The organism is Hyphomonas sp. BRH_c22 (genome assembly GCF_000961795.1).
Lineage (GTDB): Bacteria > Pseudomonadota > Alphaproteobacteria > Caulobacterales > Hyphomonadaceae > Hyphomonas.
This window is the reverse complement of the sequence record NZ_LADU01000003.1, coordinates 1-18,798: the sequence shown is the minus strand read 5'-3', so window position 1 is coordinate 18,798 and position 18,798 is coordinate 1. Positions and strand designations below refer to the sequence as shown.

Below are 18,798 nucleotides of genomic sequence, written 5' to 3'. Positions count from 1 at the left end.
GATGCTCCCCGAGTTCAACGTGTATTTGATAAAGCAGCTTTAGGCGTTCCTGAAAGGACACCGCGACATGACACGCTACACACTTCACGGCATTTACGCTTCGGGGCCGACCTACAAGGTCGGGCTGATGCTGCATCTCACCGGCACACCTTTCAATTACGAGCATGTCGACCTGCGCAGCGGGGCCCACAAGGCGGACGCTTTCCTCGCCAAGAACCGATACGGACAGGTTCCGGTGCTGGACGACCACGAGAAGGACATGTGCCTGTGCCAGTCCTCCGTCATCCTGGACTATCTGGCCGATGAGACGGGCCAGTTTGGCGGCAAGGACCGCGCCGAGCGGCTGCGGGCCCGCGAATGGCAGCTCTGGGGGGCCGGACAAATGTCCGCCGGGATCTACCGCACCCGCGCGCTGAAACTCGGTTTCTTCAGTTTCCCTGAACAGGTGGCCGAGGCGAACCTCAACGCCGCCACGGGCGCGCTGAAGGAGCTGAACGGCCTGCTGGATGATCGTGACTGGCTGGTCGGGCGCGGGGCAACCATTGCCGACATCGATATTTACGGGATCGCCGCCTATGCGCCGCAAGCGCAGATCGACCTTGGCCCCTACCCGCATGTGCGCCGGTGGATGGGCCGTGTCGAGGCGTTGCCTGGCTTCAGGAACGTGGATACTGCCCTGCCCCAGGCGAGCAGGGCCGCATGATAACAGGGCTCGATCATATCGTTCTGGTCTGCCCGGAGATCGTTACCGGCACGGCGGTGTATTCCGCCCTGCTCGGCCGGGCGCCCGACTGGCAGTCCGTGTCCGGGGACGGGGGCGCGACGGCGCTGTTCAGGGTCAGCAATACGGCGCTCGAACTGATGGCGCCGCATGGCGATGGCCCGCTCGCCGAACGCCTTGGCGAGATCATCACGGATGAGGGGCCGGGCCTGAAAAGCCTCGCTTTCGGGACGCAGGATATCGAGCACGCCCATCACCGCCTGACCCGCCGCGGGCTGAAGCCGCACGAGATCATTCCGGCCGAGAGCCAGAGCGAGATCAGCGACGAGACGCGCAACTGGCGGCGATTTCGCTGCGCGGATGCGGAAACGGCCGGTATCAAGACCTTCCTTATCGAGCATGTATCGGGCGCGCCGGAACCGCTGGATGCGCCTGAAGGGGCGGTGACCGGTCTCGATCATATCGTCATCAACACGCCGAACCCGGACCGGGCGGCGGCGCTCTATGGCGCGCGGCTCGGGCTCGACCTTGCGCTCGACCGGACGGCGCCGGAATGGAAAACCCGGTTCCTGTTCTTCCGGACCGGCGGGCTGACCCTTGAAGTGATCAACCGGTTGGGCGAGGCGCATGATGCCAGCGCCAATGATACGATCTGGGGCCTGACCTGGGAAGTCGACGACCTCGAGGCGGCGCATGAGCGCCTGCTGGATGGCGGGTTTGACGTCTCGGAACTTCGCACGGGCCGCAAGCCGGGCAGCCGCGTCTTCACGATCCGCAACGGCACCCTGAACGTGCCGACCCTGTTCATTTCCCATGACCCGAAATAGAATGACCCCATGACACCCTTTCAGACCCTTACCGGCACCGCAGCGCCCCTTCTGGAGAAGGGCAAGCTGATGTCGAATGTCGACACAGACATGATCATTCCGAAGCAATTCCTGAAGACCACGACCCGGACAGGCCTGTCCAAGGGCCTGTTCCATGAGCTGAAAACCAGGGCAGACGGCTCGGAAAACCCCGATTTCGTGCTCAACAAGCCGGCCTATGCCAAGGCGGGCATATTGATTGCGGGAGAGAATTTCGGCTGCGGATCGTCGCGCGAGCATGCGCCCTGGGCGCTGCTGGACCAGGGCATTACCTGCGTCATCGCGCCGAGCTTTGCCGATATCTTCCACAATAACTGTTACAAGAACGGTATCCTGCCGGTCCGCCTGCCTGTGGACGTGTGCGAGCAGCTGGCGGCGCAGGCTGGTGGGGCGAACCATGTGTTCACGGTCGATCTGGCGACGCAGACGGTGACCACGCCCGATGGCGTGACGCATGCCTTCGATGTCGATCCGGGGCGCAAGTCGAACCTGATGGCGGGTCTGGACGAGATTGGCGCCTCGCTGACCGTGGCGGACGAGATCAGTGAATTCGAACACAAGCGGCGTCTGATGACGCCCTGGCTGGAGCCGGCTCGTTGACGACACAGGAGATGCAAATGATGGCACGATGGAAAATGGCGGTTGCGGCGCTGGCCTGCCTGCCCTTGCTTGGGGCCTGTCATACGGATCCGTTCAGCATCAAGCCGGAGACCAATGCGACCGTGCCGAAAAAGGCGCCTGCTGCGGACCCGCAGGCTGAACCGTCTGGCGCGGCAGAGTCTGAAAGCCCGGCGCAATGATCCTGATCGAAGGCACCGTGCGGGTTCCGCCCGGCAATGTGGTGGCGGCCCGGCCCGCCATGGAACAGATGGTCCGCGCCAGCCGCGCTGAAGCGGGCTGTCTTGATTATGCCTATAGCATCGACCTGATGGATCCCGGCCTGATGCGCGTGACCGAACGCTGGGAAAGCCGCGCCGCGCTGGACGCGCATTTCAAGACGGCGCACATGGCAACATGGCGGTCTTTCTTTCCGATCCTCGGAATAACTGACCGATCCCTGCGCCTCTACGAGGCCGAACCGGAATCAATCTGAGCAACCGGGCAGCGAACGTGCGGTTCAATCAAACATTGGTTGCCCGCCACGCGAAGGTTTTCTATCAATTCTGCAATCAAATTGAAGGAATTGCGGAATGAAGCGTACGTACATGATGGGTCTGGCGCCCCTGCTGTTTGTCGTTGTGGCAGCATGCCAGAGCGCACCGGCCTCGACGGAAGCAGCGGCCCTTGCCCCGGCCCCTGCTGTTGCAGTGGCTGAAGAGGCCGCGCCTGCATCTGAACCGGCCGAAACGGCTGAACTGGCTGCGGCCGGGAGCGAGATCGTCTGCCGCTCGATGAAGGTGACGGGCACCCGCTTTGCCAAGCGCGAGTGCAAGACGGCTGCGGCCTGGGTCGAGTACGACAAATACACAAACCAGAACGCCAAGGAGGCGACTGACAAGATTCAGCGCCTCAGTACAGGAAGTTCCATGGGCGGCACCTGAGCGCGGCATGCGTCACCGGTGCAGGCCACCTTATACAGCAGGCAAAGGAAATCAGACATGAAATATCTCATAGTGTCCGTTTCAGCCCTGATGCTCGCGGGCTGCCAGGCTGCGCCGGTAGCCACCCAGGCGGCCGTTCAAGCCGTTCCGGCTGCTGCGCCCGAGGACGGAGAGCGCATTCAGGTCGCCGGTGTCGATGAAGAGATTGCCTGCCGTTCGATGAAGGTGACAGGCACTCGTTTTGCCAAGCGTGAGTGCAAGACTGTTTCGGCCTGGGTCGAGTATGACAAATACACCAACCGGAATGCCAAGGAATCGACCGACAATTTCCAGCGGCTGAACACAGGCTGTTCCACTCAGAGCCAGGGAACCTGCTAGGCTTGGTCACCAGTTCAAACCAAATTATCCGGCAGGCAAAGGAAATCAGACATGAAATATCTCATAGCGTCCGTTTCGACCCTGATGATTGCGGGCTGCCAGGCTGCGCCGCAGGCGGCCGTTCCTGCCGTTGCGTCTGTTGCGCCTCAAGACGGTGAGCGCATTCAGGTCGCCGGTGTCGATGAGGAAATTGTCTGCCGTTCGATGAAGGTGACAGGCACTCGTTTTGCGAAACGTGAGTGCAAGACTGTTTCGGCCTGGGTCGAATATGACAAATACACAAACCAGAATGCCAAGGAATCGACCGATAATTTCCAGAGGCTGAATACGGGCTGTTCCACGACGGGAACCTGCTAGCCGGGTCATTCTGCCAATTGCATGCGGCGCGTCCGGGCGGTAGAGCCGACCGGACGCCGCAAATTGGCAGAACGGGAAAGCAAAGAACATGACATCGCAAACTGTGTTGCTGTTGCCGGGAGATGGCATTGGTCCGGAAGTCATGGCGCAGGCGCGCCGCGTGGCCGAGATCGTGGCGCCCGACCTGAAGTTTGAGACCGGGCTCGTGGGCGGGGCGTCCTATGACATGCATGGCACGCCGCTGACCGAGGCCACGCTCGAGCAGGCCCGACATGCCGACGCCGTCCTGCTTGGTGCGGTGGGTGGTCCCAAATGGACTGACGTGGCCCGGGACAAGCGGCCTGAAGCCGGCCTCCTCGCCATTCGCAAGGGGCTCGATGTTTTCGCGAACCTGCGCCCGGCCTATTGTTTCCCGGCTCTTGTCGATGCCTCCAGCCTGAAGCGCGAGATCATCGAAGGCCTCGACCTGATGATCGTGCGCGAATTGACAGGCGACGTCTATTTCGGCCAGCCGCGCGGCATCGATACGGATGAAAACGGTTATCGCCGCGGCTATGACACGGCGCTGTACACGCATCCTGAAATCGAGCGCGTGACGCGCGTGGCGTTCGACATTGCCCGGGGCCGTTCGGGCAAGGTGTGCTCCGTCGAAAAATCTAATGTCATGGAATCCGGCCTGTTCTGGCGCCAGGAGGTCACCCTCGCCCATGCCGAATTCGGCGGCGGCGTGGACCTCACCCACATGTATGCCGATGCCTGCGCCATGGAACTGGTGCGCGCGCCGAAACAGTTCGACGTCATCCTTGCGGGCAACCTGTTCGGCGACATCCTGTCGGATGAGGCGTCCATGCTGACCGGGTCGATCGGCATGCTGCCTTCGGCCTCGCTTGGCGGCCCCGGCACGCCCGGCCTGTACGAGCCTGTCCACGGGTCTGCGCCCGATATTGCCGGACAGGGCATCGCCAATCCGTGCGCCATGATCCTGTCGCTGGAAATGGCCCTGCGCTGGTCGCTGGACCGTGAAAAGGTGGCGGACGCCCTGTTTGCGGCCGTCGGCAAGGCGCTCGACAAGGGTGCGCGCACGCAGGATCTCGGCGGCGACCTCGGCACGAAGGCCATGGCGGACGCGATTATCGCTGCGCTCTGACCTAGCGGCAGGTTTGTCAGGCCGCAGGGCTTGTGACAGGTTTCTCCAAAAACAATCGGAGGAAACGTCAATGACCTATGCAGGCAACCGCCTTGTGCATGATGCCGACAGCCACCTGATGGAATCAAGCGACTGTCTCGATCCGTATTTCGACGCGAAATTGCTGGCGCGTTATCACGACCTTCCGGCCTACAAGGCGAAGAAATCCTTCGACGATTTCGTCAAAGGCAAACTCGGTGCCCATGACGATCCGGCTTTCCGGGCGGGTGCCGCCGAGAACATACTGCTGCGGAAGAATTACGAAGCGCACGGCGCTTTCCGCGCGGCCGACCGGCCCGAAGTGCTCGACCTGCTGGGCTTTGCCAGCCAGCTTGTGTTCACGACCTTCTGCCTTGGCAATTTCGGCCTCGACCAGGGCGATGACATGGACTTGTGCTACGCTGCGGCAGAGGCCCATAACCGGATGATGACGGACTTCTGTTCGGTTGACCGGCGCCTGCTGGCGACGGCGTACATTCCGCTGGAAGACATCGACCGGGCGATCAGGACGGCCCGCAATGCCGTCGAGATGGGGGCGAAGGCGCTGATGGTGCCGTCGACATGTCCGCAGAACCATGCGCCGAGCCATGTCGGCCTCAATCCGGTCTGGGCGATGGCCGAGGAGGCCGGATTGCCGATCCTGTTCCATGTCGGCGGCGAGGACAAGCTGAACCCGGCCTACAAGGAAAATGGCCTGCCGCCGGTGCCGGACTTTCATGGCGGCGACGACAATTTCACCTCGGTCAGCTATATGCCTATCCCCAACGCGGCGATGCAGACGCTGGCGACGATGATTTTCGATGGTGTGTTCGACCGGTTCCCGCGCCTGAAATTCGGCGCGATTGAACTCGGCGCGGCCTGGGTGCCGGGATGGATGCGATCCATGGATTCGGCGGCCCATGCCTTCATGCGCAACGAGACGCGCCTGCAGAACCTGTCGGCCCGGCCGTCGGAGATCGTGCGGCGCCAGTTCCGGGCGGCGCCCTATCCGCACGAGGATGCAGGATGGATCATCGCGAATGCGGGCGAGGAGGTCTGCATGTTCTCGTCGGATTACCCGCATGTCGAAGGCGGACGCAATCCGCTGAAGCGGTTCGACGAGAGCCTGAAGGGCGCCTCTGCCCGCGCGGTGGAGGCCTTCTATTCCGGCAATTTTATCGACCTGATGGGCGAGGGGCTGGCAGCTGACCTGCGCGTATCCCAACTTGCCCGAACTGCCTGACATCTGTATTCGGATATCTGCGGGTCGGGGGCGGAAACATGACAGGGCAAGACGCATCTGATGCGAAAGAGGCCGTGCTGCTCCAGCGCCGAACGCGTATCGAATACATGGCGCTCATCGCTGAAATCGTGAGCGCGATCGCCGTTGTCATTTCGCTTGTGTTCGTGGGCTTTCAATTGCGCAGTGGAAATACCGTGATGCTGCGCAACGAAGCCAACGCTACTATGGAGCAATGGACCAACTTTCGTTCGTCCATTTATGCCGACCGTGAAACGGCCATGATGTTTCAAGAAGGAATGGATGCGACGCCGCCGCTTGATCCTGCCGACCGGCTGCGCTTCCTCTATGTCATGCGAGAGCATGCATGGGCGACGTTCCAGATATGGGATAGGGCGAGACTAGGTCTGGTGCCCGCTGCGAACTTCGAGCAGGGCGCGGCGCCCGATTTTCTGCGCGTGATCTGCACACCGGGCGGGGCCATCTCCTGGGCAGAGATCAGGCGCGAATTGCCGCCCGCCTATGTTGCGGATATGGAACGGATCGCCTTGTCTTATGTGGCAACTCACGAAGTGAGATGTGTTCCGGAGTGACCCTGAAGCCGGTTCAGCTGTAATCCGCGATCCGGCAGAGCAGGTTACCGCGGAATTCGAAGAAGCTGGCGCCGCGGATCTTCACGGTTTCGCCGGCGCGCACGCCATTGGGCAGGTCGACGGCGGCCTTGCCTTCGAATTCGATCTCGGCAGCGGCCTTGCCGGCACCGGTCACCACATTGACCAGCCGCTGGCGGCGATAGGAGAAGGCATTCCCCGACAGGTCTGCCACCTGGCGCATCATGTCCTTGCCGTCCAGGCGCATGGACTGGCCGGTGTTCGAGATATTCTCGAACACGACGTCATCCGTCACGCACCCGATCATTCCATCAATGTCGCGGGCGTTGTAACTGGCGATGTAGCGGGCAATCACTTCATCAAGCACGAACAGGCCTCCCAAGGCTCAGGACAGGATTGGTCCTGCCTGACACATAACACGATGGCAACAGGCTTTGCACATGGCATAAAGATGCGCCATAAGCCTGCGGATTACAGGATGGAGCTTTAAATATCATGGCCATGCGGATTGCAGTTGTCGGCGCAACGGGGAATGTCGGGCGCGAGCTCCTCAACATTCTGGACGAGCGCCTGTTCCCCGCTGATGAAGTCTTTGCGGTCGCCTCGCGGCGGTCGATTGGCAAGGAAGTCAGCTATGGCGACAGGACGCTGAAGTGCCATGACCTGGAGAATTTCGATTTTACCCGGGTTGACCTGGTCCTGATGTCGGCCGGTGGCACGATCTCGAAGCAGTGGGCGCCGAAAATCGCGGCAGCCGGCGCCATCGTGATCGACAATTCGTCGGCCTGGCGGATGGACAAGGACGTGCCGCTGGTTGTGCCGGAAGTGAATGCCGATGCCGTGATGGGCTATGCCGCCAAGAACATCATCGCCAACCCGAACTGCTCGACGGCCCAGCTGGTTGTCGCCCTGAAGCCGATCCATGACGCGGTCGGTATCACGCGCGTCGTGGTTGCGACCTATCAGTCCGTGTCAGGCGCGGGCAAGGATGGCATGGATGAACTCTGGAACCAGACCAAGGGCATCTTCGTCAATGACGAGCCGGCACCGCAGGTCTTCCAGAAGGAAATCGCCTTCAACGTGATCCCGCAGATCGATGTTTTCATGGAAGACGGGTTCACCAAGGAAGAGTGGAAAATGCGCGAGGAGACGAAGAAGATCCTCGATCCGTCCATCGAGCTGGTGGCGACCTGCGTGCGCGTTCCGGTTTTTGTCGGACACTCGGAAGCCGTTCACATTGAACTGGCAGGCCCGATGAGCGCCGCCGACGCCAAGAAACTCCTGCGCGAAAGCCCCGGCATCATGCTCGTCGATGACCCGAAGGAAGAGCTCTACATCACGCCGAAGGAATGCGTCGGTGACTGGGCGACCTTCATCAGCCGCGTCCGCAAGGATCCGACCGTCGAGAACGGCCTGGCCTTCTGGTGTGTATCGGACAATCTCCGCAAGGGCGCTGCGCTCAATGCGGTCCAGATTGCCGAAGAGCTTCTGAACCGCGGCGTTCTGAAACCGGAAAAGCAGGCTGTCACGACGGGCTGAGGCCCGGCTTCACTGCCTGTCCTGCCGCAGATCGACATTGAGCCGGGCAAGCCGGTCATAGATGCGCATCTGCTGGTGCATGGGGCGCCAGTCGTAGAGGAAGATGGATACAGGCCGCCAGTTGGCGACCCAGCCGATGATCAGCAGCCCTTCGCCGAGAAGGGCGCCCATCGCCCCGCCATAGATGCTTTTCACCGCCTGGGCGCCGAGCGTGCATCCGGCGAGGAAGAGCAATCCGACAAGGGCGGCCTGGCGGCCCTCGCGCAGCAGGCGGCGTATGCGGCGTGACTGCCGGTCCCTGAGGAAAGAGAAATAGTGGGCAACTGACAGGCCCACCTCGCGGCCATTGATGCGGCTGACAGTTTCGCCGGGCAGGTGCAGCACGAGATCGAGCGGCGCGTCGCGCGGCGCATCGCGCACGCAATCGACGACATAGTCTTCCACCGTATCGTCAAGATCGCGCTCGACCAGCGGTGACGGATCAAGGGAATTGAACAGGGCTTCGATGGTTTTCAGCCGGATATGAATCTCGAAGGCATTCTGGTGCGGCTGCGCGCGTTCCTGCATCGGGCGGTCCTGTCGGGTCCCTGCCGGTTTTCCGGCCTGTTAAACCTGTAGCGTATCCCGGACGGACTGGGCCGGGAAGCGGCCTCGTAATGAGAATTGGGCAGGCATGCGAACGGGAGGCGTCCTTTCGGGAGGAGACCGCAAGTTTTGGGTGGCGCGCGCGTGCGGCTGCCCCTACATCGCACGCCATGAGCACATCCTCCTCCCTGCGCCTCGGTTTTCCTGCTGCCCTGGGCGCCTATTTCATCTGGGGGTCGCTGCCGCTCTATATCCGCGCGATGGATCATATCGGCGCGGTCGAGTTTCTCGCGCACCGGATCATCTGGTCCGTGCCGACGGCGATCCTGCTGATCGCGCTGGCGGCGAACTGGCGCGATATCCGCTCAGCCTTCCAGTGGCGGAACCTGAAATGGCTCGCCCTGTCGGGCCTGCTGATCGGTGCCAACTGGCTGATCTATATCTGGGCCGTGAACCAGGGCCGGACGATGGAGGCCTCGCTCGGCTATTATATCAACCCGCTGGTCAACGTGCTGCTCGGCATGCTGATTTTTTCCGAACGCCTGCGGCCGGCGCAGTGGGGCGCTGTTGTGGTGGCCGCGATTGGGGTGGGTGTGATGGCGGTCGCCTTCGGCCACATTCCCTGGGTGGCGCTGGGACTGTGCTTCACGTTCGCCTTCTATTCGGTGATCCGCAAGAAAGTCGCCATCGACAGCCGCGCCGGGTTCCTCGTCGAGGTGGTTGTGCTGACGCCGCTGGCGCTGGCCTGGTTCAGCTGGTTCCTGCAGCAGCCGGAAGGCCGCGTGATGGGCACGGGCGGATGGGATGTAATCCTGCTCATGGCGGCCGGGCCTATCACGGCCACACCCCTGATCCTGTTCGGCCTGGCGGCCAAGCGGCTCAAGCTCTCGACCATCGGCATGATGCAGTATATCGGCCCGACGCTGCAATTCCTGATCGCGACCCTGATCTTCCGGGAAGCCTTCGGCTGGACGCATGCGATTGCGTTCGGGTTTATCTGGGCTGCGCTGGCCATCTATACGACCGACAGCCTGCTCGGTGAAGCCAAGGCGCGGCGCCTGGCGCGCACGGCGCGGCCCGCCTGAAACAAAAAAGCCCTGCCGGCCAGGGGGGCGCGACAGGGCAGGAATTGCATTAGATGGGGACCAACGGGTCCGCGCCTCATGCTGCAATCGATGTGCCAGTGGGCGTTAATGCGTCCGGCCTGTCGAAATGCCGATCCAGACGGCGATTCCCACCAGCGCAAGGGCGAATCCAAGCCTGACGGGAAGCGATGTGCGCCACTGTTCCAGGACCGCGCCGAGGCGGGCCCCCAGCAGAACAATGCCGACATGTACCAGAATGGCCAGGATGACATGGATGAGGCCCAGAAGGAGGATCTGGATCCAGATCGCGCCCAGCGCCGGATCTGCGAACTGGCCGACGATCAGCAGGTAGAAGACCAGCGCCTTCGGGTTCAGGAGATTGGCCACCAGGCCCCGGCGGAAACCGGCCGGTCCGTCGCCGTTCACGGCCGATTCCGAGCCGGTATCGGCGAAGGCTTCCCAAGCGAGGTAAAGCATGAAGGCGACGCCCGCCCAGCGCAGGGATTCGTACACGACCGGGGAACCGGCGAGCAGCGTAGACAGGCCGGTGGCTGCGGCGACCAGCTGAACCAGCAGGCCCAGCGTGATCCCGGCAACCGCCATCATGCCGGCGTGTCGTCCGGACTTGGCCGACAGGGCGGCCAGCCAGCCCATGTTCGGACCGGGAGTCAGCTCAACCACAGCCATGGCGATAAGGAATGCCAGCCAGTCGACATGACCGAGCATGTCAGAGGCACCCGTAAACGGCATTGACCAGACGGACGGCGCGGGGGTCGCCGACGAGGACATTCGACTGCTTGTTCATGACATAGGCGCAGGTCAGGCGCCGGGCCCTGTCTGCAATCGCCATCGAGCCGCCCCATCCGCAATGACCGACGGTTTCGGCACCGGGCCCGAACAGGCCATGGGAATTGCGCATGATACCCGCCCCGAAACTGGTCGACATGTTCAGCACGAGGTCGGGCCCGTCAACGCGGGCGCGGGTCAGCGCTTCAAATGCCCGCGCAGGCATCAGGGGCGTGCCTGCCACGGCGCCGCCATGCGCATAGGCGTCATACAGCGCGGCGATGCTGGCAGCCGTGCCATGGCCGTTTGCCGAGGGAATTTCGATCTCGCGCCAGATCGCCCCGCCCCGGTTGGGGGATGACCATTTGGTGCCAAAGGCCGCGCGTTTCGGCTCGGTCATGTCCCCCAGCTCAGGCAGGGCGGATGGCCGGCGAATATCGGCGCAGCGTGCGTGCTCGCTGGCCGGCAGCCCGATATGAAAGTCGATGCCCTTCGGCGCGCAGACCGTGTCGCGCAGCCATGTGCCCAGCGTCTTGCCGCTGATACGGCGCGCAAGCTCTCCGACGAGATAGCCCCAGGTCAGCGGATGGTAGCCATGGGCGCTTCCGGGCGGCCAGAGGGGGGCGAGCGCAGCAATGGCGGTGGCGCAGGCGGGCGGATCGAGCCAGAGGTCTGGATCAATTTCGTCAATGAAGCCCGGCAGGCCGGCCTGATGGCTGACCAGTTCGCCGATGGTCACGGCGTCTTTGCCATTGGCGGCAAATTCGGGCCAGATCTCTGCAACCCTTGTTTCGTAACCTGCTTCCAGGTCTGCAACGAGGGCGGCAAGGACGAGCGCGGAAATGCCCTTCGTCGTCGAATAGACCGGCACCAGCGTGCGGGCATCCCATTTCCGCGTCTTCTGCCGGTCGGCCCAGCCGCCAAGCAGGTCGACGACGACCTCTCCGTCCAGTATGACGGCGAAACCGGCGCCCAGTTCGCCATCATTGTCGAAATTGGCGGCGAACGCGTCGCGGACGGGCTCGAACCCTGCAGAAATGTGTCCGGTCACCGGTGAGTCTGGCATGGCGGTCCCTTGGTCATCTTGATTATTTTGAACAATGAGGCCACCCCTTCCCCAATCACAAGTCAACCGTCAAGGACCGCCCCATGTCAGCCAATGCCCATCGCCCCCGCCGCTCCTGCCTCTACATGCCGGGCGCGAATGTACGGGCGCTTGAAAAGGCGAAGACGCTCGGCGCCGACACACTGATCTTCGACCTCGAGGATGCCGTTGCGCCGGACGCCAAGGCCGAGGCCCGCGCGGCCATTCAGGCGGCGGTCGAGGGCGGCGGGTACGACCCCCGCGAGATCGTCGTGCGTATCAATGGGCTCGATACCGAATGGGGCGCGGATGACCTGAAAATGGCGGCAAAAGCCGGCGCAGACGCCATTCTGGTGCCAAAAGTTGTCTCCGGCGCCGATATTGACCGGATCGACACGGCGCTGAATGCGGCCGGTGCGTCGCCCGACATGGGACTCTGGGTGATGATCGAAATGCCGCTCGCCATCCTCAATATCCAGGAAATCGCCGAAGCGGCCCACCGCACCCGCCTCACCACATTCGTCATGGGAACGAATGACCTCGCCAAGGAATACCGGGCCCGCCCGACGCCCGACAGGCTCGCCTTCCAGACCGCATTGGGGCTCAGCATCGCTGCGGCGCGCGCCTATGGCCTGGTGGCGATTGATGGCGTGTTCAACGATATCAAGGATGAGCACGGCCTGATGGATGAATGCGAACAGGGCCGCACGCTCGGGTTTGACGGCAAGACGCTGATCCATCCATCGCAGCTCGATTCGGCCAATCGCATCTTCGCGCCCAGCCCTCACGAGGTCGAACAGGCCAAGGCCGTGATCGAGGCCTTCGCTGACCCTGAAAATGCCGGCAAGGGCGTGCTGAAAGTGAACGGGAAGATGACCGAACTCCTCCACCTGGAAGAGGCGCACCGCACGGTCGCGATGGATGAGGCCATCAAGGCCTTCGAGGTGGCCGGATCGTGACCTATATCCTGCTCCACCATTCCGGCTGCAGCACATCCCGCAAGGGCCTGGAACTGCTTGAGGCCAATGGCATCACCCCTGTCGTGCGCAAATACATGAATGCGTCGGAACAGCTGAGCCTCGCGGAACTCAAGGATATCGCGAAAAAGCTCGGCAATGTCAGTCCACGCGCCTTTCTTCGGGAGAAGAATGCGGCCGAGGCTGGCCTGTCGGTATCGGCCGATGATGACGCCGTGTTTGCGGCGATGGCCGAGAATCCGAAACTCATCCAGCGCCCGATTGGTATCAAGGGCCCGAAAGCCGCGCTCGGGCGCCCGGTCGAACGCCTGCTGGATATTGCCTGACAATCCGAAATTGCTGCTGAATCCCGCCTGATTCGCCGAATTCGATAAAATTTGACCGATTCCGGCGACGGAAAATCAGCCTTGCCGCGCCATGATACGCGCATGACCGTATTTCTGTTCACCCTCGCCTCTTTCCTCGTCGCCTTTGCGGGCTTCTGGACCTTTGGCCTTCCCTACATGCTGATGGGTCCGCGCATGTTCGACCATTTCGTCGAGCGCCGCGAGCAGCAGGTCATGGCAGCCGGTCTCCTGGCTGCGGCGATTTCGCTCGTTCTCGCGCCTTTTGTCTCTCCCGGCTTGATTTCGGATGCTACCCAAGCGCAGGTGTTCGCCGAAACCCTGACCGGCTTCATCGGACGCGGCTGACACGCCTGGCCTGTCTGCTGAAGCCTCAACAAGACGAGGTGGCAGATGGCAAGCGCGCAGAAATCCAATCCCGGAAACTATTTCGAGGACTTCCATGTCGGCATGGAAATCGTCCATGCGACGCCGCAAACGCTGACCGAAGGGGATATTGCCCTCTACCGTGCGATGACCGGCAACCGGTTTGCCCAGTATTCCTCGGCTGAATTTGCGAAGGCGGCCGGCATGCCGGGCCTGGCGATTGATCCGCTTCACGCGTTCCATGTCGTCTTCGGCAAGTCCGTCCCCGACATCTCGCTGAACGCGGTTGCCAATCTCGGATATGCGGATGGCCGTTTCTTCCTGCCGGTCATGCCGGGCGACACGCTGAACACTGTCTCGACAGTCATCGGCATCAAGGAGAATTCAAACGGCAAGACGGGCGTTGTCTGGGTCCGGACAACGGGCACCAACCAGCGCGGCGAAACGGTCATGTCCTTCGTGCGCTGGGTCATGGTCAACAAGTACGAGATGGACAATCCGGCCCCGGAAGCGGTGGTGCCAGACCTGCCGGCCGCCGTGCCTGCGGCCGAACTGTCAGGCTTTCCTGCCATGAAGACCTGGGACATGGCCCTCTCGGGCAGCCGCCACACCTATGATGACTATGCCGTGGGCGAGAAGATCAACCATGTCGACGGGATGACGGTTGAAGAGGCCGAACACCAGATCGCCACCCGGCTCTACCAGAACACGGCCAAGGTGCACTTCGATGCGCACGGCCAGAAGGACAGCCGCTTCGGCAGGCGCCTCATCTATGGCGGCGTGGTGATTTCGATCGCCCGCTCGCTCGCCTTCAACGGCCTTGCCAATGCCGGGCAGATGCTCGCCATCAATGCCGGCAGCCATGTCAGCCCGCTGTTTGCGGGTGACACGATCTATGCATGGAGCGAAGTGCTGGACAAGGCGGTGCTATCGGAAACCTGCGGCGCGCTGCGCCTGCGCCTTGTGGCGGTGAAGGACCAGGATCCGGGCGCGTTCGCGTACAAAAGCGATGACGGCAAGTATTCCGATGGCGTCCTGCTCGATTTCGATTACTGGGCCGCGATTCCCAAGCGCTGAATCGCGGCGGACGAAGATCGCTCACACATCTGATTCATTTGTCTCGGAAGGTGCGGACTGGTCCTCTGCCCAGAGCAGCAGGGCATCGAGTGCAGGACAGAGCTTTTCGCCCCATTTCGTCAGGCCATACTCCACTTTAGGCGGAACCTGATGATGTACGATTCGGCGGACAATGCCGTCGGATTCCAGCTTCCGTAGCTGCTGGATCAGCATCTTTTGCGAGATGGCCGGGATGGCGCGTTCGAGGTCCGAAAACCGCATCAGCCTGTCGCCGAACAGATGGAAGAGAATGGTCATCTTCCAGCGTCCCTCCAGAAATTGCAGTGCTTCCTCCACGCCAAGCGCAGCTGTGACGGGGGTATAATCAGGACGCTTACCTTCAGGTAAGTACCCTACTTTTTTGTCTGTACTTGCCATTCCAAATGGCTAAGCCAACATGGGCTTCATCGCAAGGACAAAACGTCCTTGTGCCCTCCAGATGAAAGTCCTGATCATGTCCCTGAACCTGCCGTTTCCCATTGAACGCTATTTCGACAGCGAAAAATCAGACCAGACCGAGGCCTTGTCGGAATGCTTTGCCGCTGATGCCACGGTGATCGACGAGGCGCGTACCCATAAGGGCCTGGAAGCCATCAAGGCATGGAGAGCGGACACCAAGTCCAAGTTCGATTACCGGGTCCTGCCCCAGGACGTGAAGGAAGAAGATGGCCGGACAATCGTCGCTGCAAGGGTTGAGGGGAATTTCCCCGGCAGTCCAGTCGTTCTGAACCACGTCTTCCGGATCTCGGAAGGCCGCATCGCGTCGCTGGAGATCCGGCCATGAGCTTCGAGCTGGGACTCGCCGGCCGCCGTGCACTGGTGACAGGTGGCACGAAGGGCGTGGGGCGTGCCGTGGTGGCGGCTTTCAGCGCGCTCGGCGTACAGGTACTGACAACTGCGCGCCAGGCGCCAGCGGGTCTGCCGGACGGTGTCCGCTTTGTGGCCGCTGACATGTCGACCGCCGAAGGGTGCGAGACCGTTGCCCGGGCCGTCCCCGAAATGCTTGGCGGCGTTGATATCGTCGTTCATGTCACCGGCGGCTCGAACGCGCCTGCTGGCGGGTTTGCTGCTCTCGGTGACGCGCAATGGCAGGCGGAGCTGAACCTCAATCTTCTCTCGGCCGTTCGCCTTGATCGCGCCATTTTGCCCGCCATGATCGCGCAGGGCTCTGGGGTGGTGATCCATATTACTTCGATCCAGCGGACCTTGCCTTTGCCGGAGTCAACCACCGCCTATGCCAGCGCCAAGGCAGCCCTGTCGACCTACAGCAAGAGCCTCTCCAAAGAGGTAGGCCCCAAGGGTATCCGCGTCGTGCGCGTCTCGCCGGGCTGGATCAAGACAGAGGCGGCTGTCGCCCTCGTCAACCGGATGGCGGATGAAAACGGTAGCGGCTATGCGGCAGCTGAACAGTCGCTGATGGATTCCCTGGGCGGTATCCCGCTTGGCCGTCCGGCAAATCCCGAGGAAATCGCCGATCTCGTGATATTCCTGGCCTCGTCGCGGGCCAGCGCGATTACCGGCACCGAATATGTCATTGATGGCGGCACGGTTCCTACGGCCTGACGCGAATGCCGTTTGCCCGCTTCCGTCCGGCATGGACATGCCTATATAGTCGGGCATGAGCGGATACGGCCCCTTTGACGGATTTACGATTGTGGCCATGGCGCTGGCGGTGGTCCTGTCTGCGCTGGTCAGCCTGATCGGGACGTCGGCCCGCAAGCGCACGATATCGCTTGGAGAGGCGCGCGCCGAAGATCTCGCCGAAATGACGGGCATTCTCGACCCGAAACACCTGCTCGCGGAATTCGGCCCGCCTGACATGGGCCGCGTCTGGCGGACCGTGACCCTGTTCGACGTTCGCCGCGCCCGCCAGCCGCAGGGATGGCTCATGTCCAGTGATCTGGTCGATTATGGCTGCGCCGCCATTGCCGTGCTCGCCCTGTTCGTTTCCCACCCGCTCGTGCAGGGCGCATTGGTGTTCGCCCTCTGCGTGCAGGTCGGCGGATGGGTGGTCGCCACCCGGTTACCGAAATAGCCTTCAAAACTCGCGCTTTGACGCTGTCAGAAAACGGAATACACACGCCAAATGAAAGTCTGGAAGATGAATGGCGCAGGCAACGCGTTTGCCGTGTTTGATGCCCGCTCGACGCCCTTCGCGCCGACGGTGGAGCAGGTGCGCCAGATTGCCGCCGATCTGCAGGCCGATCAGGTCATCGCGCTCGAACGGGATGCGACGAAAGACGTGTTCATGCGGATCTGGAATGCCGATGGCAGCGAAGTGGCCGCCTGCGGAAACGGCGCGCGGGCCGTGGCGCATCTCATGCTCGAGGAAACCGGCAAGCCAATGGTCACGATCCAGACCGAAGCCGACATGCTGAAAGGCTACAAGGCGCTCGGAGGGCTGGTGACCGTCGACATGGGCTCGCCGCTGATGGGCTGGGAGGACATTCCGCTGGCTGAGAAGATGGACGTGCGCGGCGTCGACGTGAAAATCGGCCCGATGGACAAGCCCTACCTGTCCCGCCCCGCGGTCGTGTCCATGGGCAATCCACACGCCGTGTTCTTCGTCAAGAATGTCGATGATTTCGACATCCCGGCGCTTGGCCCGCTGGTCGAGTGGCACCCGCTGTTTCCGGAAGGCACGAATGTTGGCTTTGCGCAGATCATTGACCGGGAGCATATCCGGCTGCGCGTATGGGAACGCGGCGCCGGGCTGACCAAGGCGTGCGGCACCGGCGCCTGCGCCGCCCTCGTCTGCGCGGCCCGGGCCGGACTGACCGAACGCACGGCCAAGCTGATCCTGGATGGCGGCGAATTGCTGATCGACTGGCGCGAGAGCGATGACCATGTCTACATGACAGGCCCTGTCGAGACGGAATTCGAGACGGTCATCTGAAGCCCGACTGGCGCTTGCGGCTTGATTCTCGGCCCAGAGGGCGCGATGTGGCCTCTTGAAACCCGCCATGACTGACACGACCACGCCTTCCAGCCCGACGCTGATCACGCTCGGATGCCGCCTGAACACCTATGAATCGGAGGTGATGCGCAATCATGCCGCCGAAGCAGGTCTTGGCGACGCGGTCATTATCAATACATGCGCCGTGACATCGGAAGCCGTGCGCTCTGCCCGGCAGGCGATCCGCCGCGCGGCGAAAGACCATCCCGGCGCGCCCATCCTGGTAACCGGCTGCGCCGCCCAGGTCGATCCGGCCATGTTCGCGGCGATGCCCGAAGTCACCCGCGTCATCGGCAACCATGAGAAGATGCAGGCCGGGACCTGGAAGCCGGACAGTTTGCTGACCGGCCACGAGAAGGTGCGGGTCAATGACATCATGGGCGTGCGCGAAACGGCGGCGCATCTGATCGACGGCCTGGACGGCCGGGCCCGCGCCTATGTCCAGGTCCAGAATGGCTGTGACCACCGCTGCACGTTCTGCATCATCCCCTACGGGCGCGGCAATTCCCGCTCTGTCCCGGCCGGCGAAGTCGTGGCGCAGGTGCGCCGCCTTGCTGAGACCGGGCATCATGAAGTGGTGCTGACGGGCGTGGACCTCACCAGCTGGGGCGCGGACCTGCCGGGAACGCCCCAGCTTGGCAACCTGGTCCAGCGCATCCTGAAACTGGTGCCGGAACTTGCCCAGCTGCGCATCTCGTCGATTGATGCCATCGAGATCGACGATGCCCTTGTGGAGGCCCTCTCCGACCCCCGTCTTGCCCCCTATATGCACCTGTCATTGCAGCATGGGGACGACCTGATCCTGAAGCGCATGAAGCGCCGGCATTCCCGCGCTGATGCGATTGCGCTGACGCAGCGCCTGCGCGATGCGCGGCCCGGCATCGCCTTTGGCGCGGACCTGATCGCCGGTTTCCCGACCGAGACCGAAGCGCATTTCGACAATTCACTGCGGCTGGTGGAAGAATGCGGCATCGCCTTCCTGCATGCCTTCCCCTACAGCCCGCGCCCCGGCACCCCCGCCGCGCGCATGCCCCAGCTCGACAAGGCGGTCATCAAGGCCCGCGCTGCGCGCCTTCGCGCC

At 62.5% G+C, this 18,798-nt stretch carries 27 protein-coding genes; 22 read left to right on the top strand and 5 right to left on the bottom strand.

What is annotated here, in order from left to right:
- The first annotated feature begins 67 nt into the window (after window positions 1-67).
- From VR74_RS00245 to VR74_RS00195, 11 genes are all read left to right on the top strand, one after another.
- Window positions 68-703: a glutathione S-transferase family protein gene (locus tag VR74_RS00245; protein ID WP_045693389.1), complete on the top strand. Its 636-nt coding sequence runs from the start codon at window positions 68-70 to the stop codon at window positions 701-703.
- Window positions 700-1,548 (top strand): VOC family protein, encoded by an 849-nt coding sequence (locus tag VR74_RS00240; protein ID WP_045693388.1) that lies wholly within the window; start codon window positions 700-702, stop codon window positions 1,546-1,548. Before VR74_RS00245 ends, VR74_RS00240 begins: the two co-directional genes overlap by 4 nt.
- Window positions 1,549-1,557: 9 nt before the next feature.
- A complete protein-coding gene (gene leuD / locus VR74_RS00235; RefSeq protein ID WP_045693387.1) occupies window positions 1,558-2,187 on the top strand; it encodes a 3-isopropylmalate dehydratase small subunit in 630 nt (209 codons plus the stop codon).
- Window positions 2,188-2,207: 20 nt separating this feature from the next.
- Window positions 2,208-2,387 (top strand): hypothetical protein, encoded by a 180-nt coding sequence (locus VR74_RS00230; RefSeq protein ID WP_299949198.1) that lies wholly within the window; start codon window positions 2,208-2,210, stop codon window positions 2,385-2,387.
- The gene (locus tag VR74_RS00225; protein WP_045693384.1) at window positions 2,384-2,680 is read left to right on the top strand and encodes a putative quinol monooxygenase; all 297 of its coding nucleotides are present in this window, start codon (window positions 2,384-2,386) and stop codon (window positions 2,678-2,680) included. Before VR74_RS00230 ends, VR74_RS00225 begins: the two co-directional genes overlap by 4 nt.
- Before the next feature lie 97 nt (window positions 2,681-2,777).
- Complete coding sequence (locus VR74_RS00220; protein WP_299949197.1) at window positions 2,778-3,128, top strand: hypothetical protein; 351 nt, start codon at window positions 2,778-2,780, stop codon at window positions 3,126-3,128.
- A 57-nt stretch (window positions 3,129-3,185) separates the two neighbouring features.
- Window positions 3,186-3,506, top strand: coding sequence for a hypothetical protein (locus VR74_RS00215; RefSeq protein ID WP_045693381.1), 321 nt, complete (start codon window positions 3,186-3,188; stop codon window positions 3,504-3,506).
- 51 nt (window positions 3,507-3,557) lie between these two features.
- A complete protein-coding gene (locus VR74_RS00210) occupies window positions 3,558-3,863 on the top strand; it encodes a hypothetical protein (protein ID WP_045693378.1) in 306 nt (101 codons plus the stop codon).
- An 88-nt stretch (window positions 3,864-3,951) separates the two neighbouring features.
- Window positions 3,952-5,010: a 3-isopropylmalate dehydrogenase gene (gene leuB / locus VR74_RS00205; protein WP_045693376.1), complete on the top strand. Its 1,059-nt coding sequence runs from the start codon at window positions 3,952-3,954 to the stop codon at window positions 5,008-5,010.
- Between the two features lie 70 nt (window positions 5,011-5,080).
- Entirely contained in the window at window positions 5,081-6,271 is a 1,191-nt protein-coding gene (locus tag VR74_RS00200; protein ID WP_045693375.1) for an amidohydrolase family protein, read from the top strand.
- Window positions 6,272-6,309: 38 nt separating this feature from the next.
- The gene (locus VR74_RS00195) at window positions 6,310-6,861 is read left to right on the top strand and encodes a hypothetical protein (protein WP_045693373.1); all 552 of its coding nucleotides are present in this window, start codon (window positions 6,310-6,312) and stop codon (window positions 6,859-6,861) included.
- 13 nt (window positions 6,862-6,874) lie between these two features.
- Here the strand turns inward: VR74_RS00195 and VR74_RS00190 are convergent, their stop codons facing one another.
- Window positions 6,875-7,246 (bottom strand): nuclear transport factor 2 family protein, encoded by a 372-nt coding sequence (locus VR74_RS00190; protein ID WP_045693405.1) that lies wholly within the window; start codon window positions 7,244-7,246, stop codon window positions 6,875-6,877.
- Window positions 7,247-7,374: 128 nt separating this feature from the next.
- Between VR74_RS00190 and VR74_RS00185 the strand changes: the two genes are divergently transcribed.
- Complete coding sequence (locus VR74_RS00185) at window positions 7,375-8,418, top strand: aspartate-semialdehyde dehydrogenase (RefSeq protein ID WP_045693372.1); 1,044 nt, start codon at window positions 7,375-7,377, stop codon at window positions 8,416-8,418.
- 9 nt (window positions 8,419-8,427) lie between these two features.
- On the opposite strand, the gene VR74_RS00180 is transcribed toward VR74_RS00185, so the two are convergent.
- Window positions 8,428-8,985 carry a hypothetical protein gene (locus VR74_RS00180; protein ID WP_045693371.1) on the bottom strand — a complete coding sequence of 186 codons (558 nt, stop codon included), beginning with the start codon at window positions 8,983-8,985 and terminating at the stop codon, window positions 8,428-8,430.
- A 188-nt stretch (window positions 8,986-9,173) separates the two neighbouring features.
- On the opposite strand from VR74_RS00180, the gene rarD reads away from it, so the two are divergent.
- A complete protein-coding gene (gene rarD / locus VR74_RS00175; RefSeq protein WP_045693370.1) occupies window positions 9,174-10,088 on the top strand; it encodes an EamA family transporter RarD in 915 nt (304 codons plus the stop codon).
- 105 nt (window positions 10,089-10,193) lie between these two features.
- Here rarD and VR74_RS00170 read toward each other — a convergent pair whose 3' ends face one another.
- Window positions 10,194-10,814: a LysE family translocator gene (locus VR74_RS00170; protein ID WP_045693369.1), complete on the bottom strand. Its 621-nt coding sequence runs from the start codon at window positions 10,812-10,814 to the stop codon at window positions 10,194-10,196.
- 1 nt (window position 10,815) lies between these two features.
- Window positions 10,816-11,940 (bottom strand): serine hydrolase domain-containing protein, encoded by a 1,125-nt coding sequence (locus VR74_RS00165; RefSeq protein ID WP_045693368.1) that lies wholly within the window; start codon window positions 11,938-11,940, stop codon window positions 10,816-10,818.
- Window positions 11,941-12,023: 83 nt separating this feature from the next.
- On the opposite strand from VR74_RS00165, the gene VR74_RS00160 reads away from it, so the two are divergent.
- The 4 genes from VR74_RS00160 to VR74_RS00145 all read left to right on the top strand — a co-directional run bounded on the left by VR74_RS00160 (window position 12,024) and on the right by VR74_RS00145 (window position 14,722).
- On the top strand, window positions 12,024-12,917 hold the full coding sequence (locus VR74_RS00160; RefSeq protein ID WP_045693367.1) for a CoA ester lyase: 894 nt from the start codon (window positions 12,024-12,026) through the stop codon (window positions 12,915-12,917).
- Window positions 12,914-13,261 carry an ArsC/Spx/MgsR family protein gene (locus tag VR74_RS00155; protein ID WP_045693365.1) on the top strand — a complete coding sequence of 116 codons (348 nt, stop codon included), beginning with the start codon at window positions 12,914-12,916 and terminating at the stop codon, window positions 13,259-13,261. The genes VR74_RS00160 and VR74_RS00155 overlap by 4 nt, the downstream gene beginning before the upstream one ends.
- Before the next feature lie 102 nt (window positions 13,262-13,363).
- Entirely contained in the window at window positions 13,364-13,627 is a 264-nt protein-coding gene (locus tag VR74_RS00150; RefSeq protein WP_299949195.1) for a hypothetical protein, read from the top strand.
- Between the two features lie 45 nt (window positions 13,628-13,672).
- Window positions 13,673-14,722: a MaoC family dehydratase gene (locus VR74_RS00145; RefSeq protein WP_045693361.1), complete on the top strand. Its 1,050-nt coding sequence runs from the start codon at window positions 13,673-13,675 to the stop codon at window positions 14,720-14,722.
- A gap of 21 nt (window positions 14,723-14,743) precedes the next feature.
- Here VR74_RS00145 and VR74_RS00140 read toward each other — a convergent pair whose 3' ends face one another.
- Entirely contained in the window at window positions 14,744-15,139 is a 396-nt protein-coding gene (locus VR74_RS00140; protein ID WP_045693359.1) for a helix-turn-helix domain-containing protein, read from the bottom strand.
- A gap of 76 nt (window positions 15,140-15,215) precedes the next feature.
- Here VR74_RS00140 and VR74_RS00135 point away from each other — a divergent pair, with 76 nt between their 5' ends.
- The 5 genes from VR74_RS00135 to mtaB all read left to right on the top strand — a co-directional run.
- Window positions 15,216-15,545, top strand: coding sequence for a nuclear transport factor 2 family protein (locus tag VR74_RS00135; RefSeq protein WP_045693403.1), 330 nt, complete (start codon window positions 15,216-15,218; stop codon window positions 15,543-15,545).
- Window positions 15,542-16,324: an SDR family oxidoreductase gene (locus tag VR74_RS00130; RefSeq protein ID WP_045693357.1), complete on the top strand. Its 783-nt coding sequence runs from the start codon at window positions 15,542-15,544 to the stop codon at window positions 16,322-16,324. Before VR74_RS00135 ends, VR74_RS00130 begins: the two co-directional genes overlap by 4 nt.
- Before the next feature lie 55 nt (window positions 16,325-16,379).
- Entirely contained in the window at window positions 16,380-16,796 is a 417-nt protein-coding gene (locus tag VR74_RS00125; RefSeq protein WP_045693355.1) for a hypothetical protein, read from the top strand.
- A 51-nt stretch (window positions 16,797-16,847) separates the two neighbouring features.
- Window positions 16,848-17,657: a diaminopimelate epimerase gene (gene dapF / locus VR74_RS00120; RefSeq protein WP_045693353.1), complete on the top strand. Its 810-nt coding sequence runs from the start codon at window positions 16,848-16,850 to the stop codon at window positions 17,655-17,657.
- A gap of 67 nt (window positions 17,658-17,724) precedes the next feature.
- Window positions 17,725-18,798 (top strand): tRNA (N(6)-L-threonylcarbamoyladenosine(37)-C(2))-methylthiotransferase MtaB (gene mtaB, locus VR74_RS00115; protein WP_045693351.1); only part of this gene is annotated, 1,074 nt, incomplete at its 3' end.

Bases quoted from the DNA above. Each gene is read 5' to 3' on its own strand.
- VR74_RS00245 (WP_045693389.1), top strand. From the start codon at position 68: ATGACACGCTACACACTTCACGGCATTTACGCTTCGGGGCCGACCTAC.
- VR74_RS00240 (WP_045693388.1), top strand. From the start codon at position 700: ATGATAACAGGGCTCGATCATATCGTTCTGGTCTGCCCGGAGATCGTT.
- leuD (WP_045693387.1), top strand. From the start codon at position 1,558: ATGACACCCTTTCAGACCCTTACCGGCACCGCAGCGCCCCTTCTGGAG.
- VR74_RS00230 (WP_299949198.1), top strand. From the start codon at position 2,208: ATGGCACGATGGAAAATGGCGGTTGCGGCGCTGGCCTGCCTGCCCTTG.
- VR74_RS00225 (WP_045693384.1), top strand. From the start codon at position 2,384: ATGATCCTGATCGAAGGCACCGTGCGGGTTCCGCCCGGCAATGTGGTG.
- VR74_RS00220 (WP_299949197.1), top strand. From the start codon at position 2,778: ATGAAGCGTACGTACATGATGGGTCTGGCGCCCCTGCTGTTTGTCGTT.
- VR74_RS00215 (WP_045693381.1), top strand. From the start codon at position 3,186: ATGAAATATCTCATAGTGTCCGTTTCAGCCCTGATGCTCGCGGGCTGC.
- VR74_RS00210 (WP_045693378.1), top strand. From the start codon at position 3,558: ATGAAATATCTCATAGCGTCCGTTTCGACCCTGATGATTGCGGGCTGC.
- leuB (WP_045693376.1), top strand. From the start codon at position 3,952: ATGACATCGCAAACTGTGTTGCTGTTGCCGGGAGATGGCATTGGTCCG.
- VR74_RS00200 (WP_045693375.1), top strand. From the start codon at position 5,081: ATGACCTATGCAGGCAACCGCCTTGTGCATGATGCCGACAGCCACCTG.
- VR74_RS00195 (WP_045693373.1), top strand. From the start codon at position 6,310: ATGACAGGGCAAGACGCATCTGATGCGAAAGAGGCCGTGCTGCTCCAG.
- VR74_RS00185 (WP_045693372.1), top strand. From the start codon at position 7,375: ATGGCCATGCGGATTGCAGTTGTCGGCGCAACGGGGAATGTCGGGCGC.
- VR74_RS00180 (WP_045693371.1), bottom strand. From the start codon at position 8,985: ATGCAGGAACGCGCGCAGCCGCACCAGAATGCCTTCGAGATTCATATC.
- rarD (WP_045693370.1), top strand. From the start codon at position 9,174: ATGAGCACATCCTCCTCCCTGCGCCTCGGTTTTCCTGCTGCCCTGGGC.
- VR74_RS00170 (WP_045693369.1), bottom strand. From the start codon at position 10,814: ATGCTCGGTCATGTCGACTGGCTGGCATTCCTTATCGCCATGGCTGTG.
- VR74_RS00165 (WP_045693368.1), bottom strand. From the start codon at position 11,940: ATGCCAGACTCACCGGTGACCGGACACATTTCTGCAGGGTTCGAGCCC.
- VR74_RS00160 (WP_045693367.1), top strand. From the start codon at position 12,024: ATGTCAGCCAATGCCCATCGCCCCCGCCGCTCCTGCCTCTACATGCCG.
- VR74_RS00150 (WP_299949195.1), top strand. From the start codon at position 13,364: ATGACCGTATTTCTGTTCACCCTCGCCTCTTTCCTCGTCGCCTTTGCG.
- VR74_RS00145 (WP_045693361.1), top strand. From the start codon at position 13,673: ATGGCAAGCGCGCAGAAATCCAATCCCGGAAACTATTTCGAGGACTTC.
- VR74_RS00140 (WP_045693359.1), bottom strand. From the start codon at position 15,139: ATGGCAAGTACAGACAAAAAAGTAGGGTACTTACCTGAAGGTAAGCGT.
- VR74_RS00135 (WP_045693403.1), top strand. From the start codon at position 15,216: ATGTCCCTGAACCTGCCGTTTCCCATTGAACGCTATTTCGACAGCGAA.
- VR74_RS00130 (WP_045693357.1), top strand. From the start codon at position 15,542: ATGAGCTTCGAGCTGGGACTCGCCGGCCGCCGTGCACTGGTGACAGGT.
- VR74_RS00125 (WP_045693355.1), top strand. From the start codon at position 16,380: ATGAGCGGATACGGCCCCTTTGACGGATTTACGATTGTGGCCATGGCG.
- dapF (WP_045693353.1), top strand. From the start codon at position 16,848: ATGAAAGTCTGGAAGATGAATGGCGCAGGCAACGCGTTTGCCGTGTTT.